This window comes from Micromonospora sp. BS32, from assembly GCF_059089345.1.
Genome location: NZ_JBSSHR010000006.1, coordinates 230613 through 245498, shown reverse-complemented (window position 1 = coordinate 245498; position 14886 = coordinate 230613). Strand labels below are relative to the sequence as shown.

Genomic DNA, 14886 nt, shown 5'->3' with positions numbered 1-14886 from the left:
CGGTCTAATCGATTGGCACCCAGCTCGCGTTCCTTTTTTCGCGGAAGGCCAGCACCCCTTCGCGGCCCTCGTCGGAGAGGAAGTAGCCGGTGGACAGCGCGGCCAGGTCGGCGATCTCGGCGCGCAGGTCGGTCGCGGCCGGCCGGCGCAGCAGCTCCTTCGCCCCGGCCAACGCCCCCGGGGCGCCGCGTACCAGCGACGCGCAGTAGCGCTCCACGGCGGCGGCCAGGTCGCCCGCCGGCACCGCGGCGGTCACCAGGCCGATCTCGGCGGCCCGCCGACCGTCGAAGGTGTCCCCGGTGAGGTACAGCTCGGCGGCGGCCCGGGGGTGCAGCCGGGGGAGCACGGTGGCCGAGATGACCGCCGGGATCACCCCGATCCGCACCTCGGTGAAGGCGAACGTCGCCTCCTCGGCGCAGACCGCCAGGTCGGCCGCCGCGATCAGGCCCAGCCCGCCGGCCCGGGCCGGCCCGGCCACCTTCGCCAGCACCGGCTTCGGGCACTCCCAGACCGCCGCGAGCACGTCACCGAGCATCCCGGCGGGCACCCTGCCGCTGGCGTACGCGGCCGCGGTCTCCTTCAGGTCCGCCCCGGAGCAGAAGACCGGGCCGGTGTGGTCCAGCACGACCGCCCGGACCGTGTCGTCGGCGACCGCGTCGGCGAGCCCGGCCAGCAGCTCGGTCATCAGGGGAGTGGAGAGCGCGTTGCGGTTGTGCGGGCTGTCCAGGGTGAGGGTGGTCACCCCGCGGGCCGTGGAGACCCGCACGAGCGCGTCGGGAGAGGTCATGCCGGGCACACTAGTGGCCATGCCCGGCGTCCTTCCAGAAGGCGAGACCGTCCCCGTCGACGGCTCGCTGCCCGCCGCCGCCCTGACCTCGGTCGGCGCGCGCGGTTTCGGGGTGTACGTGCACGTCCCGTTCTGTGCCAGCCGCTGCGGCTACTGCGACTTCAACACCTACACGGCGGCGGAGCTGGGCGGGGGCGCCGACCGCGAGTCGTACGCCGACACCGTGCTGGCCGAGCTGGCGTTGGCCGCCCGGGTGCTCGGTGCCACCCCGCCGCCGCGGGTGGACACCGTCTTCGTCGGGGGCGGCACCCCGACCCTGCTCCCCGCCGACGACCTGGCGCGGATCCTGGACGGCATCGACCGGACCTGGGGGCTGGCCGCCGACGCGGAGGTCAGCACCGAGGCCAACCCGGAGTCGGTCACCCCCGAGTCGCTGCGGACGCTGCGGGCGGCCGGGTACACCCGGATCTCGCTGGGTATGCAGTCCGCCGCGCCGGGGGTGCTGGCGATCCTCGACCGCAAGCACAGCGCCGGCCGGGCCACCGCCGCCGCCCTGGAGGCCCGCGACGCCGGGTTCGACCACGTCAACCTGGACCTGATCTACGGCACGCCGGGGGAGAGCGCCGACGACTTCGCCGCCTCGCTGGAGCGGGTGGTGGCGGCCGGGGTGGATCACGTCAGCGCGTACGCCCTGATCGTGGAGGACGGCACCCGGCTGGCCGCCCGGATGCGTCGGGGCGAGCTGCCGTACCCCTCCGACGACGTGGCGGCCGACCGCTACCTGGCCGCGGAGGCCGCCCTCGACGCGGCCGGATTCTCCTGGTACGAGGTTTCCAACTGGGCCCGTTCCGAGGCGGCCCGGTGCCGGCACAACCTGCTCTACTGGACCGGCGCGGACTGGTGGGGGCTCGGCCCCGGCGCGCACAGCCACGTCGGCGGGGTGCGCTGGTGGAACGTCAAGCACCCCTCGGCGTACGCGAAGCGCCTTGCGGCGGGGGAGTCACCCGGCCTGGCCCGGGAGCTGCTCACGCCCGACGAGGCGCACATGGAGGACGTGATGCTGCGGCTGCGGCTCGCCTCCGGGCTGCCGCTGGACGCCCTGGACGGGCCCGGCCGGGCGGGCGCCGAGCGGGCGCTCGCCGACGGCCTGCTGGCTCCGGCGCAGTTCGCCGCCGGGCGGGCGGTGCTCACCCTGCGCGGGCGGCTGCTCGCCGACGCGGTGGTACGCGACCTGCTGCCCTGAGCGGGCGGAGCGGCCGGCCGGCCCGGAGGCCGGCCGGCGGCTCACTTGATCATGCTGATGCTCATCGGGTAGCGGTAGAGCACACCCTCGTTGGCCTTGACGCCGCCCAGGATGCCGAAGACCACACCGAGGATGACCGCCGCGGCGACCGGGATGAAGCCGATCACGGCACAGACCAGGATCCAGCCGACCAGACCGATGATCGACCAGAGCAGCTGGAAGTTGAGCGCCGCGACGGCGTGCTGCCGCACGGTCGGCGACTGGTTGCCGCGGGCCAGCATGGCGACCAGCGGGGGAAGCCAGCCGAGCACACCGCCGCTGACGAACATCGCCGCGGCGCCGCCGAAGTGCGCGATCAGCGCCCAGGTCTTGTCCTCGTTGTTGGCCCAGCCGCCGCTCGGGGCGCCGTACGCGCCGCCGGTCGGATAGCCGACGCCGGGCGCGGAGTAACCGCCGGGCGGGGGGTAGCCGCCCGACGGTGGCTGGCCCCCGGGAGGTGGCGGATAGCCGCCGGGCGGGGGATAGCCGCCCGCTCCGGGTGCCCCGGACAGTGGTGCGGTGGGGGGCTCGTACGACGAGCCCGAGGGGGCGGTCGGGTCCGGCTGGGCGCCGGGGTCGCCCGCGCCCGGAGGGCGAGGTGGTTCAGTCATGGACGTCACGGTAGGGGCTGGTGGCAAGGGGGCACCAGAGCGACAACGCCCGGGATGTCCGGCTGATCGGCCCTGGTGCCGCACCGACGGTCCGGCGCTGATCATCGCGTCAGTGGGGCCGCCGACGTAGACTGGCACTCGCTACAGTCGAGTGCCAGAGCGCTCGCCCGCGCGCACGCGCCCGGGCCGACGTGCGTCAGGAGGTGGGGAGATGGGTCTCGACGACCGCAAACTGGCCGTCCTGCGCGCGATCGTCGAGGACTACGTGGCCACGCAGGAGCCGGTCGGCAGCCGCGCGCTCGTCGAGCGGCACCAGCTGGGCGTCTCCCCGGCGACGGTCCGCAACGACATGGCCGTGCTGGAGGAGGAGGGCTACATCCGGCAGCCGCACACCAGTGCCGGCCGGGTGCCCACCGACCGCGGCTACCGGCTCTTCGTCGACCGGCTCTCCCGGGTCAAGCCGCTCAGCCCGGCCGAGCGCCGGGCCATCGAGCGCTTCCTGGTCGGTGCGGTCGACCTCGACGACGTGGTGCACCGCACCGTCCGGCTGCTGGCGCAGCTGACCCGGCAGGTGGCCGTGGTGCAGTACCCCTCGCTGGCCCGCTCCTCGGTGCGGCACCTGGAGCTGGTGCCGATCTCCACCACCCGGCTGATGCTCGTCATGATCGCCGACACCGGCCGGGTCGAGCAGCGGCTGGTCGAGCTGCCCACGCCGATCCCCGCCGAGGACGTCACCGACCTGCGCCGGCTGGTCAACGAGAAGCTGGTCGGCAGCCGGCTGTCGGAGACCCCGCCGCTGGTCCAGGCGCTGGTCGAGGAGGCCGCGCCGCACCTGCGCGGGGCGATGACCACGCTGTCGACCGTGCTGCTGGAGACGCTGGTCGAGCGGCACGAGGAGCGGATCGCGCTGGCCGGCACCGCCAACCTCACCCGGGGCGGCCTGCTCGACTTCCAGGGCTCGCTGCGACCCATCCTGGAGGCCCTGGAGGAGGAGGTGGTGATGCTCAAGCTGATCGGCGAGGCGGAGTCCACCACCACCCGGGTGCTGATCGGCGACGAGAACGAGATCGACAACCTGCGGGCCGCCTCGGTGGTCAGCACCGGGTACGGGCCGGGGGCGACCGCGCTCGGGGGGCTCGGCGTGTTGGGCCCCACCCGGATGGACTACCCCGGCACCATCGCCACGGTGAGGGCCGTGGCACGCTACGTGGGCGAGCTGCTGGCCCAGAACTGACCCAGGCAGGGGCCGGCGGCCGGCTCCGGCCGACGACCGGCGCAACGCGAGACGAACATGAGGACATCGAACGCAGTGGCCAGGGACTACTACGGCATTCTCGGCGTGAGCCGGGAGGCCTCCGACGACGAGATCAAGCGCGCCTACCGCAAGCTGGCGCGGCAGTTCCACCCGGACGTCAATCCGGACCCGGAGGCACAGGAGAAGTTCAAGGACATCAACGCCGCGTACGAGGTCCTCTCGGACGACCGGAAACGGCAGATCGTCGACCTGGGCGGTGACCCGCTCGCCCCGGGCGGCGGGGGTGCCGGTGGACCTGGGGGGCCCGGTGGGGCGGGGCCGTTCGTCGGCTTCCAGGACATCATGGACGCCTTCTTCGGCGGCGCCGCCGGTGGCGCCCGGGGGCCGCGGCCGCGTACGCGGCCGGGCGCCGACGCGATCCTGCGGCTGGAACTCGACCTGCACGAGACGGCGTTCGGCGTCGAGGCGCCGATCACCGTCGACACCGCCGTGCTCTGCACCACCTGCTCGGGCGCGGGCACCGCGGCCGGCACCCACCTGGCCACCTGCGAGGCGTGCGGTGGCCGGGGCGAGGTGCAGTCGGTCCAGCGGACCTTCCTCGGCCAGGTGGTCTCCGCCCGCCCGTGCACCGTCTGCCAGGGCTACGGCAGCACCATCCCGCACCCCTGCCCGACCTGCGCCGGTGACGGCCGGGTCCGCACCCGCCGCTCGCTGACCGTCAAGATCCCCGCCGGGGTCGAGGACGGCATGCGGATCCGGCTGGCCCAGCAGGGCGAGGTCGGGCCGGGCGGTGGCACCGCCGGCGACCTCTACGTGGAGATCCACGAGCGGACGCACGACGTCTACTCCCGCAAGGGCGACGACCTGCACTGCCGGGTCACCGTGCCGATGACCGCCGCCGCGCTCGGCACCCGGCTGACCATCAAGACCCTCGACAGCGAGGAGACGGTGGACGTCAAGGCCGGTACCCAGCCGGGCAGCACCCTGCGGCTGCGCGCCCGGGGCGTACCGCACCTGCGCGGCACCGGCCGGGGTGACCTCTACGTCCACCTCGACGTGCGCACCCCCACCAAGCTCGACGCCGACCAGGAGAAGATGCTCCGCGACTTCGCCAAGACCCGGGGCGAGGAGGTCGCCGAGCTGACCAAGCAGGGCGGCTTCTTCTCCCGGATGCGCGACGCCTTCAACGGGCACGCCTGAGGTGTCGGCGCCGCTGTTCCTGGTCGAGGCGCTGCCCACCGGCGACTCGCTGACCCTGGACGGGCCGGAGGGGCACCACGCCGCGAACGTGCAGCGGCTGCGCGTCGGCGAGGAGCTGCTGCTGGCCGACGGCCGGGGCGGCACCGCCGCCGCGGTGGTCGCCGCCGTCGGCCGGGGCGTGCTCGACCTGCGGGTCACCTCCCGGGGGTACGTCGACGCGCCGGTGCCCCGGGTCGTCGTGGTGCAGGGCATCGCCAAGGGGGACCGGGGCGAGCTGGCCGTGCAGGCGATGACCGAGGTCGGGGTGGACGAGATCGTGCCCTGGGCGGCGTCCCGCTCGGTCACCCAGTGGCGCGGTGACCGGGGCGTACGGGCCCGGGAGAAGTGGGCGGCGACCGCGCGGGAGGCGGCCAAGCAGGCCCGCCGGGCGTGGCTGCCGGTGGTGGCCGGCGCCCCGGACGAGTCGACCGGCACGGTGGCCCGCCGGATCGCCGGCGCGGGTGCGGCGTTCGTGCTGCACGAGGAGGCCGAGGAGCGGCTGACCACGGCCGAGCTGTCCGGAACCGGGGAGATCGTGCTGGTGGTCGGGCCGGAGGGCGGCATCGCCCCGGTGGAGCTGACCGCGTTCGTCGAGGCGGGCGCCCGGCCGGTCCGGCTGGGCCCGTCGGTGCTGCGCACCTCGACCGCCGGGGTCGCCGCGCTCAGCGTGCTCGCCACCCGCCTCGGACGCTGGTAGGCGACGGGCTCAGGGGCGGGGGAAGACCGGCACCGGCTCCTCCTCCGGGCGCAGGTCCAGGCCGGCCGGGCCGACGATCAGCGGATCGGGCACGCCGACCACGTCCGGGTCCCGGCCGGTGTAGTCGAAGCGGCTCAGCACGTGCCGCATCGCCTCCAGCCGGGCCCGCTTCTTGTCGTTGCTCTTCACCACCGTCCACGGCGCGTCGGCGGTGTCGGTCCAGAAGAACATCGCCTCCTTCGCCTCGGTGTACTCGTCCCAGCGGTCCAGCGAGGCGAGGTCCATCGGGGAGAGCTTCCACTGCCGTACCGGGTCGACCTGGCGGACGGCGAAGCGGGTGCGCTGCTCGTTCTGCGACACCGAGAACCAGAACTTGACCAGCCGGATGCCGGAGCGGACCAGCATCCGTTCCAGCTCGGGGGCCTGGCGCAGGAACTCCAGGTACTCGTTGCGGGTGCAGAAGCCCATCACCCGCTCCACGCCGGCCCGGTTGTACCAGGACCGGTCGAAGAGCACGATCTCGCCGGCCGCCGGCAGGTGCGCCAGCCAGCGCTGGAAGTACCACTGGCCGGCCTCCCGCTCGTTCGGCTTGACCAGCGCCACCACCTTCGCGCCGCGCGGGTTGAGGTGCTCCATGAAGCGCTTGATGGTGCCGCCCTTGCCGGCCGCGTCCCGCCCCTCGAAGAGGATCACCAGCCGCTCGCCGGACTCCTTGACCCAGTCCTGGAGCTTGAGCAGCTCGATCTGGAGCAGCCGCTTGTGGTGGTCGTACTCGTCGCGGGGCATCCGCTCGTCGTACGGGTAGTCCTCGCGCCAGGTGTCCACCGGGGTGCCGTCGGGTCGCAGCAGCACCGGGTCGTCGTCGTGCCCGGCGTCCACCCGGAAGTCGGCGGAGAGGTCCAGCGGGGTGGGGGTGTCGTTCATGCCCTGGGCAGTTACCCCGCCGGGCGGTGTTCAGCCACGTCCGGCCGGCTGGCAGTTTGCTGAACGGTGCCGGTCAGGTGCGCAGGTAGGAGGCGCCGTTGAGGTCGACGACGGTGCCGGAGGCCCACTCGGCCGCCGGGGAGGCGAGCCAGTGCACCGCCGCGGCGATCTCCTCGGGGCGGGCGACCCGGCCGAACGGGCTCTGCGCCCGGACGGCGTCGCCGCGCGGCGACTTCAGGTGCTCGTTGGTCATGTCGGTCTCGACGAAGCCGGGGGCGACGGTCGCCACCGCGATGCCGTACGGCGCCAGCGCCACCGCGAGCGACTGCCCCATCGCGTTCAACCCGGCCTTGCTGGCCCCGTAGGCGGGGTTCGCCGGCTCGCCCCGGAACGCGCCCCGGGAGGAGACGTTGACGATCCGGCCGCCCCGGTCGCGCATGTGCTGGGCGGCGCACCAGGAGGCGTTCGCCGCCCCGAACAGGTTGGTGTCCAGGACCTCGCGCCAGCGCTGCCGCCACTGGTCGTAGGAGCTTTCGAAGACCGGGTGCGGTGGGTCCGCCGGGCCGAAGACGCCGGCGTTGTTGACCAGCACGTCCAACCCGCCGAGCAGCTCGGCCGCCTCGTCGACCATGGCCCGTACCCCGTCGGGGTCGGCCAGGTCGGCGCGGACCACGACGTGGCCCTCGCCGGGCAGTTCCGTCCGCAGCCGTTCGGCCAGCTCCGCCGAGTCGCGGTGGTGGATCGCCACCCGGTCCCCGCCCGCGGCGAACGCCCGGGCCACCGCCCGCCCGATGCCCCGCGAGGCTCCCGTCACCAGTACCGCCCGTGAAGTCACGGGGCACATCATGCCCCAGCGGCCCGACGCGCCTTACCATGCCCCGATGGGATCCGACTGCCTGTTCTGCCGCATCGTCGCCGGGGAGATCCCGGCCACGATCGTCCGGGAAACCGCCACCACGCTCGCCTTCCGTGACATCGGCCCGAAGGCCCCGGTGCACGTCCTGGTGATCACCAAGGAGCACTACGCCGACGTGGCCACGCTCGCGCAGGGCGACCCGGCGCTGGCCGGCGAGGTGCTGGCCACGGCCGCCGCCGTGGCCGAGGACGAGGGGCTGCTCGGCGACGGCTTCCGGCTGATGTTCAACACCGGCAGGTACGGCGGCCAGGAGGTCTTCCACGTCCACGCGCACCTGCTCGGCGGCGCCCCGCTGGGCCCGATGCTGGCCCGGGACCTGGCGTGACGGGAGGGGACGACCGGCTCGGCCGGCTGGTCCGCCGGGTCCAGGCGCAGGCCCGGGTGCCGGCGCTCGCGGTGGCCCTGCACCGCGCCGACCGGCCGCTGTGGACCTGCGAGGTCGGCGGCACCGGCAACGACACCGACCTCGGTCCGGGCACCCACTTCCGGATCGGTTCGGTGACCAAGACGTTCACCTCCGTGCTGGTGATGCAGTGCCGCGACGACGGGCTGCTCGACCTGGACGACCCGCTCGACCGGCACCTGGACCTGCCGGCGCACGGCGACCTGACCGTGCGCCGGCTGCTCTCGCACACCGCCGGCCTGCAACGGGAGCCGTACGGGGACGTCTGGGACAGCCTGCGCGCCCCGGCGGTCGACGAGCTGGTCGCCGACCTGGCCAGGGTGGAGAAGGTGCTGCCGACCGGCCGCCGCTACCACTACTCCAACCTGGGGATGGCGCTGCTCGGCCGGCTGGTCGGCCAGTTGCGCGGGGGAACCTGGGCCGAGGTGCTCGCCGAGCGGGTGCTCGGCCCGCTCGGGCTGGCCCACACCTCGGTGACGCCGGGACCGGACGCGGCGACCGGCTTCCTGGTGGACGCGTACTCCGACGAGGCGCACCCGGAGCCGCCGACCGACTTCGGCGCGGTGGGCCCGGCCGCCCAGCTCTGGAGCACCGCGACGGACATGGCCCGGTGGGCGGCGTTCCTGGCCGATCCGGCGGCGCTGGACCCGGCCGGCGCGGTGCTCGCCCCGGCCACCCTGGACGAGATGCGCTGGCCGCTGACCCCCACCGACGAGACGGTCTGGGCGGCCGGCTTCGGCCTCGGCCTGATCCTGCTGCCGTTCCCGGACCGGGTGGTCCACGTCGGGCACGACGGCGCGATGCCGGGCTTCCTGGCCGCGGTCTACGGCCGGCGCGGCGGCGACGGCACGGCCGGCGCGATGGGCTGCGCGGTGCTCGGCTCCTCGGGGACGGCCGCGGAGGTCTTCGAGCTGCCGCACCAGCTGCTCGCCGCGTCCGCCGAGCACGACCCGGCGGACGTCGCGCCGTGGCGTCCGGGCGAGCCCGCCCCGGGGCCGCTGCGCGCCATGCTGGGGCGCTGGTGGGGCGAGGGCTTCGAGTACGTCTTCTCCTGGCACGACGGGACGCTGCGGGCCCGGGGCGCCGGCGACCCGGCGGGCAAGCCGCCGGCGGTCTTCGCGCCGCTGCCGGACACCCCGGACGTGTTCCGCACGGTCTCTGGCCGGGAGGTGGGCGAGCTGCTCCGGCTGACCCGGGACCCGGCCGGGACGGTGGTCGCGCTGCACTGGGCGACCTACCGGTTCACCCGGCACCAGGAGACCTTCGACCGGTACGACTTCCGCGCCTGACCGCCGTGGCCGTTCGGGCGGGTCGGTCGCCCGGCGCGATTCCGTGACGAGCGGTATGACTCCGGGTCATATTCATGACGGAGGGTCATACCGCTCATCGGGGAAGGCGTCCGCGGTCCCCGGCCGGCGGGCGGTCGCGGTGGCCCGGAGGCGGGGGAAATGGGCGCGGTGCCGCCGGTGTTGAACGGATACGATGGGCGTATCGTCCGCACGCCGCCCCAGCAGGGCCCGGCGCTGAGATCGGAAGCAGGTGGCACAGGGCCCGACGGGCCCGATCTATGACCGGCACCCCACCTCCCGGCCCGCTCCGGGTGCAGACCAGGATCACGGTCCCCGACTCGAAGATCATGGTGAACCTGCTCGGCGCGGGCGACGAGATCCTGCGACTCGTCGAACGCTCGGTCAACAGTGACGTGCACGTGCGCGGCAACGAGATCACCATCACCGGCGCGCCCGCGGACAACGCCCTCGCCGAGCGCCTCTTCAGCGAGCTGCTCGAACTGATCGAGAAAGGCGAGACCCTGACCACTGACGCCGTTCGGCGTACCGTCGGCATGCTCGAGCAGGGCAGCGCCGAGCGGCCCGCCGAGGTTCTGACGCTCAACATCCTCTCCCGGCGCGGGCGCACCATCCGCCCCAAGACGCTCGGGCAGAAGCGTTACGTCGACGCCATCGACGAGAACACCATCGTCTTCGGCATCGGCCCCGCCGGCACCGGCAAGACCTACCTGGCGATGGCGAAGGCCGTCCAGGCGCTCCAGGCCAAGCAGGTCAACCGGATCATCCTCACCCGGCCGGCGGTCGAGGCGGGGGAGCGGCTGGGCTTCCTGCCCGGCACCCTGAACGAGAAGATCGACCCCTACCTGCGTCCGCTCTACGACGCGCTGCACGACATGCTCGACCCGGAGTCCATCCCGAAGCTGATGGCCGCCGGCACGATCGAGGTGGCGCCGCTGGCCTACATGCGGGGCCGTACCCTCAACGACGCGTTCATCATCCTGGACGAGGCGCAGAACACCACGCCCGAGCAGATGAAGATGTTCCTCACCCGGCTCGGCTTCGGTTCCAAGATCGTGGTGACCGGTGACGTCACCCAGGTGGACCTCCCCGGCGGGACGACCAGCGGCCTGCGGGTGGTCCGGGAGATCCTGGAGAACGTCGAGGACGTGCACTTCGCCCAGCTCTCAAGCGCGGACGTGGTCCGGCACAAGCTGGTCGGGGAGATCGTCGACGCGTACGCCCGCTGGGACGAGCGGGAGAACCAGCAGGCGCAGAGCGTGCACGCCGTGCCCGGGCGGACCGCCCAGGGCGGCCGGGCCGGCCGGCGCCGCTAGACCAGAGGAAGACAGTTGTCCATCGAGATCGCCAACGAGTCCGGTGTCGAGGTCGACACCGACGCCGTGCTCGCCGTGGCCCGCCACGCTCTCGACGAGATGGGGGTCAACCCCCTCGCCGAGCTCTCCGTGCTGCTGGTCGACATCGACTACATGACCGAGCTCAACCACCGCTGGATGGGCGGGGACGGGCCGACCGACGTGCTCGCCTTCCCCATGGACGAGGGCAGCGTCGACCACGGGCCGGGGGAGAGCTCTCCGTCCGGCGGCGAGCCGGCCCTGCTCGGTGACATCGTGCTCTGCCCGGAGGTGGCCGCCAAGCAGGCCGCCGTGGCCGGCCACTCCGCCGCCGACGAGCTGCACCTGCTCACCGTGCACGGTGTGCTGCACCTGCTCGGCTACGACCACGCCGAGCCGGAGGAGGAGCGGGAGATGTTCGCGCTCCAGGCCCGACTGCTGGCCAGCTGGCGGTCGACCCGGTCCCGGTGATGGACATACTCGCGGCCGGCCCCACAGCCGGCCTGCCCGACATCCAGCTCATCTTCTTCGCGGCGGGGCTGGTGGTGCTCGCCGGCCTCATCGCGATGACCGAGGCGGCGCTCGCCGCCGTCTCCCCGGCCCGGGCCGCCGAGCTGGCCCGGGACGGGGTACGCGGCGCGCGGACCCTCCAGGTCGTCGCCGGCGACGTGGTGCGCCACCTCAACCTTCTGCTCCTGCTCCGGCTGCTCGCCGAGCTGACAGCCACCACCCTGGTGGCGCTGGTCGCGGTGGACAGCTTCGGCGCCGGCTGGCGGGCCGCCCTGGTCACCGCCGGCGCGATGACCGTGGTCAGCTTCGTCGTGGTCGGCGTGGCACCACGCACCATCGGCCGACAGCACGCGTACGCGGTGGGCCGGTCGGTCGCGCCGCTGGTCCGCTGGCTGGGCCGGGCGCTCAACCCGCTCGCCTCGCTGCTGATCCTGGTCGGCAACGCGGTCACCCCGGGGCGCGGCTTCCGGGAGGGGCCGTTCGCCAGCCAGGTCGAGCTGCGCGAGCTGGTCGACCTGGCCGAGCAGCGCGGCGTTGTGGAGCACGGCGAGCGGCAGATGATCCACTCGGTCTTCGCCCTCGGTGACACCATCGCCCGCGAGGTGATGGTGCCGCGTACCGAGATGGTGTGGATAGAGGAGAGTAAGACCCTCTCCCAGGCGCTCGCGCTCTTCCTGCGCTCCGGTTTCTCGCGGATCCCGGTGATCGGCGAGAGCGTCGACGACGTGCTCGGCGTGCTCTACCTCAAGGACCTGATCCGGCGTACCCAGGGCGACGACCCGCGCGCCGACGAGCTGCCGGTCGCCCAGCTGATGCGCCCGGCCACCTTCGTGCCCGAGTCCAAGCCGGTCGACGACCTGCTGTCGGAGATGCAGGCGGCCCGCAACCACCTGGTCATCGTCGTCGACGAGTACGGCGGCACCGGCGGCCTGGTCACCATCGAGGACATCCTGGAGGAGATCGTCGGTGAGATCACCGACGAGTACGATGTCGAACGCCCGCCGGTGGAACACCTGGGGGACGGCGCGGTGCGGGTCACCGCCCGGCTTCCGGTGGAGAACCTGGGCGAGCTGTTCGACACCGAACTCCCCACCGACGAGGTGGAGACCGTCGGCGGCCTGCTGGCCCAGTACCTGGGCCGGGTGCCGATCCCCGGCGCGTACGCCGACGTGGCCGGCCTGCGCCTGCTGGCGGAGGGCACCACCGGCCGGCGCAACCGGATAGACACCGTGCTGGTGAGCCGGGTGGAGTCGGGCGACGAGTCGTCCCGCCCCGGCCCCGCCGAGGACCGTGACAACCAGACCAGAACCGAGGAGAGGCAACCCGCCGATGCCTGATACACCCGTCGTACCGGCCGCCCGGCCCACCCCGTCCGACCCGGCCGAGCTGAGCGCGGAGGACGGCAAGCTGGTCGTCCTGGCGCGGGGGGCCCGGGGCCGGGTCGGCGCCGTCGAGGGTGCGGCGGTCCGCGACCAGGACGGCCGGACGTACGCCGCGGCGAGCGTGTCGCTGCCCTCGCTGACCATCACCGCGTTGCAGCTCGCGGTCGCCTCCGCCGTCGCGGCGGGGGCGAGCCGGCTGGAGGCGGCCGTGGTGGTGACCGAGGCGTCGACGCTGGACGGCGCCGGGCATGCGGCGGTGCGCGACCTCGCGGTGGACGCGCCGATCCACGTGGCCGCTCCGGACGGCACCGTCCTCGGCACGGTGGTCGAGTGACCGGCACCGAGGAGCGGCCGTACCGGGCGGGCTTCGCCTGCTTCGTCGGGCGACCCAACGCGGGCAAGTCGACGCTGACCAACGCCATCGTCGGGCAGAAGATCGCGATCACCTCGAACAAGCCGCAGACCACCCGGCACGTGATCCGGGCGGTGCTGCACCGCCCCGACTCGCAGCTCGTGCTGGTCGACACTCCCGGCCTGCACCGCCCCCGGACGCTGCTCGGCGAGCGCCTCAACGACCTGGTCCGGTCGACCTGGTCGGAGGTCGACGTGATCGGCCTCTGCATCCCGGCGGACGAGCCGGTGGGCCGGGGCGACCGGTTCATCAGCGGCGAGCTGGCCGAGCTGAAGGCCACCGTGCTCGCCGTGGTGACCAAGACCGACCTGGTCGACAAGAAGCGGCTCGCCGAGCAGCTGCTCGCGGTCAGTGAGCTGGGCGAGTTCGCCGCCGTGGTGCCGGTGAGCGCGGTCTCCGGGCACCAGGTGGACACCCTGGTCGACGTGATGACCGGCTACCTGCCGCCATCGCCGCAGCTCTACCCGGACGACATGCTCACCGAGGACCCGGAGCAGGTGATGGTCGCCGAGCTGATCCGGGAGGCCGCCCTGGAGGGGGTCCGGGACGAGCTGCCGCACTCCATCGCCGTGGTGGTGGAGGAGATGATGCCCGAGGGTCAGGTCATGAAGATCTACGCCGACCTCTACGTCGAGCGGCCCAGCCAGAAGGCGATCGTGCTCGGTCACCGGGCCAGCCGGCTCAAGGACGTCGGCACCCGGGCGCGCAAGGAGATCGAGGAGCTCCTCGGCACCCGGGTCTATCTCGACCTGCACGTCCGGGTGGCGAAGGACTGGCAGCGGGACCCGAAGCAGCTGCGCAAGCTCGGCTTCTGATGGCGGCCGGACCGGCGTCCGCGCGGGCGGGGGACCCCCCGTCCCGCCGGGTGCTGGTCACCGGCGCGGCCGGCCGGATCGGCCGGATGCTGCGGCCCCGGCTGGCGGGCCCGGGGCTGGCGTTGCGGCTGCTGGACGAGCGGGAGCAGGAGCCGGCCGGGCCGGGTGAGCCGGTGGAGATCGTCCGGGCCGGGTTGGGCGACGCCGAGGCGGTCGGTCGGGCCTGCGCCGGGGTGGACGCGGTGCTGCACCTGGCCGCCCTCAGCGGCGAGGACAGCTGGGAGAAGATCCTGCGGGTCAACGTCGAGGGGACCCGTACCCTGCTGGAGGCGGCGCGGGTCGCCGGCGTACCCCGGGTGATTCTGGCCTCGTCCAACCACGCGGTCGGCTTCTATCGCGACGAGGCCGCGGGTCTGCCCGCGGCCGACGGACCCGCCGGTGGCGTGCCCGCCCCGCGCGGGCCCGACGGCGTCCCGGCCGACGCCTTCCCCCGGCCGGACACCTACTACGGCTGGAGCAAGGCCGCCGTGGAGTCGCTCGGCAGCCTCTACGCCGACCGGTTCGGGATGACCGTGTTCGCCCTGCGGATCGGCGCCTGCTTCCCGGATCCGCCCGGCCGGCGTGGTCTGGACATGTGGCTCTCCCCGGACGACTGCGTGCGGCTCGTCACCGCCTGCCTGACCACCGGGGTCACCGGCTTCCGGGTGATCTGGGGGGTCAGCGCCAACACCCGGCGGTGGTGGTCGCTCACCGAGGGGCGGGAGATCGGGTACGAACCGCGGGACGACGCCGAGGCGCACGCCGGCGCGGACCTGCCCAGCGAGGACGAGTGGAGAGCCTCCGGGCTGCTCGGCGGGTCCTTCTGCGCCCGGCCGCTCGGCGAGGCCCGCTGAACCCTCGGGCGCCCGCCCGGCCGACATATGGGAAGTTTCACTTCCCGCCCGGCCGCGTGACGGTTTCCCGAGGTCGGGCCGGAGGGTAGGGAGGACCGACCCTCCCCGCCCCCGACACA

At 73.8% G+C, this 14886-nt stretch carries 16 protein-coding genes; 12 read left to right on the top strand and 4 right to left on the bottom strand.

Translation table 11 applies throughout. The features are described 5' to 3' along the window. Positions 1–4: 4 nt before the first annotated feature. Positions 5–787 carry an enoyl-CoA hydratase-related protein gene (locus tag AC5RWQ_RS12670; protein WP_494282920.1) on the bottom strand — a complete coding sequence of 261 codons (783 nt, stop codon included), beginning with the start codon at positions 785–787 and terminating at the stop codon, positions 5–7. A gap of 19 nt (positions 788–806) precedes the next feature. On the opposite strand from AC5RWQ_RS12670, the gene hemW reads away from it, so the two are divergent. Then, the gene (gene hemW / locus AC5RWQ_RS12665; RefSeq protein ID WP_494282919.1) at positions 807–2030 is read left to right on the top strand and encodes a radical SAM family heme chaperone HemW; all 1224 of its coding nucleotides are present in this window, start codon (positions 807–809) and stop codon (positions 2028–2030) included. Positions 2031–2071: 41 nt separating this feature from the next. Here the strand turns inward: hemW and AC5RWQ_RS12660 are convergent, their stop codons facing one another. Then, a complete protein-coding gene (locus tag AC5RWQ_RS12660) occupies positions 2072–2680 on the bottom strand; it encodes a DUF4870 domain-containing protein (RefSeq protein ID WP_494282918.1) in 609 nt (202 codons plus the stop codon). Positions 2681–2891: 211 nt separating this feature from the next. Here AC5RWQ_RS12660 and hrcA point away from each other — a divergent pair, with 211 nt between their 5' ends. The 3 genes from hrcA (at position 2892) to AC5RWQ_RS12645 (ending at position 5871) form a co-directional block, all read left to right on the top strand. Further along, complete coding sequence (gene hrcA, locus AC5RWQ_RS12655; protein ID WP_334490928.1) at positions 2892–3914, top strand: heat-inducible transcriptional repressor HrcA; 1023 nt, start codon at positions 2892–2894, stop codon at positions 3912–3914. Positions 3915–3989: 75 nt separating this feature from the next. Then, on the top strand, positions 3990–5135 hold the full coding sequence (gene dnaJ, locus AC5RWQ_RS12650) for a molecular chaperone DnaJ (RefSeq protein WP_494282981.1): 1146 nt from the start codon (positions 3990–3992) through the stop codon (positions 5133–5135). Between the two features lies 1 nt (position 5136). Continuing rightward, positions 5137–5871, top strand: coding sequence for a 16S rRNA (uracil(1498)-N(3))-methyltransferase (locus AC5RWQ_RS12645; RefSeq protein ID WP_494282917.1), 735 nt, complete (start codon positions 5137–5139; stop codon positions 5869–5871). Positions 5872–5880: 9 nt separating this feature from the next. On the opposite strand, the gene ppk2 is transcribed toward AC5RWQ_RS12645, so the two are convergent. Together ppk2 and AC5RWQ_RS12635 are read right to left on the bottom strand one after the other, a co-directional pair. Next, positions 5881–6795 carry a polyphosphate kinase 2 gene (gene ppk2 / locus AC5RWQ_RS12640; protein WP_494282916.1) on the bottom strand — a complete coding sequence of 305 codons (915 nt, stop codon included), beginning with the start codon at positions 6793–6795 and terminating at the stop codon, positions 5881–5883. A gap of 73 nt (positions 6796–6868) precedes the next feature. After that, positions 6869–7630 carry an SDR family NAD(P)-dependent oxidoreductase gene (locus tag AC5RWQ_RS12635; protein ID WP_494282915.1) on the bottom strand — a complete coding sequence of 254 codons (762 nt, stop codon included), beginning with the start codon at positions 7628–7630 and terminating at the stop codon, positions 6869–6871. Positions 7631–7676: 46 nt separating this feature from the next. Between AC5RWQ_RS12635 and AC5RWQ_RS12630 the strand changes: the two genes are divergently transcribed. The 8 genes from AC5RWQ_RS12630 to AC5RWQ_RS12595 all read left to right on the top strand — a co-directional run bounded on the left by AC5RWQ_RS12630 (position 7677) and on the right by AC5RWQ_RS12595 (position 14767). Beyond that, a complete protein-coding gene (locus tag AC5RWQ_RS12630; RefSeq protein ID WP_334490924.1) occupies positions 7677–8036 on the top strand; it encodes a histidine triad nucleotide-binding protein in 360 nt (119 codons plus the stop codon). After that, positions 8033–9403, top strand: a complete 1371-nt coding sequence (locus AC5RWQ_RS12625) for a serine hydrolase domain-containing protein (RefSeq protein WP_494282914.1) — start codon at positions 8033–8035, stop codon at positions 9401–9403. The genes AC5RWQ_RS12630 and AC5RWQ_RS12625 overlap by 4 nt, the downstream gene beginning before the upstream one ends. Before the next feature lie 278 nt (positions 9404–9681). Next, positions 9682–10737 (top strand): PhoH family protein, encoded by a 1056-nt coding sequence (locus tag AC5RWQ_RS12620; RefSeq protein ID WP_494282913.1) that lies wholly within the window; start codon positions 9682–9684, stop codon positions 10735–10737. A 15-nt stretch (positions 10738–10752) separates the two neighbouring features. After that, positions 10753–11226 carry an rRNA maturation RNase YbeY gene (gene ybeY / locus AC5RWQ_RS12615; RefSeq protein ID WP_494282912.1) on the top strand — a complete coding sequence of 158 codons (474 nt, stop codon included), beginning with the start codon at positions 10753–10755 and terminating at the stop codon, positions 11224–11226. Beyond that, on the top strand, positions 11202–12602 hold the full coding sequence (locus tag AC5RWQ_RS12610; protein ID WP_494282980.1) for a hemolysin family protein: 1401 nt from the start codon (positions 11202–11204) through the stop codon (positions 12600–12602). The genes ybeY and AC5RWQ_RS12610 overlap by 25 nt, the downstream gene beginning before the upstream one ends. After that, entirely contained in the window at positions 12595–12981 is a 387-nt protein-coding gene (locus AC5RWQ_RS12605) for a cytidine deaminase-like protein (protein WP_334490920.1), read from the top strand. Before AC5RWQ_RS12610 ends, AC5RWQ_RS12605 begins: the two co-directional genes overlap by 8 nt. Next, the gene (gene era, locus AC5RWQ_RS12600) at positions 12978–13874 is read left to right on the top strand and encodes a GTPase Era (protein WP_494282911.1); all 897 of its coding nucleotides are present in this window, start codon (positions 12978–12980) and stop codon (positions 13872–13874) included. The genes AC5RWQ_RS12605 and era overlap by 4 nt, the downstream gene beginning before the upstream one ends. Beyond that, complete coding sequence (locus tag AC5RWQ_RS12595) at positions 13874–14767, top strand: NAD-dependent epimerase/dehydratase family protein (protein ID WP_494282910.1); 894 nt, start codon at positions 13874–13876, stop codon at positions 14765–14767. The genes era and AC5RWQ_RS12595 overlap by 1 nt, the downstream gene beginning before the upstream one ends. Positions 14768–14886 lie beyond the last annotated feature (119 nt).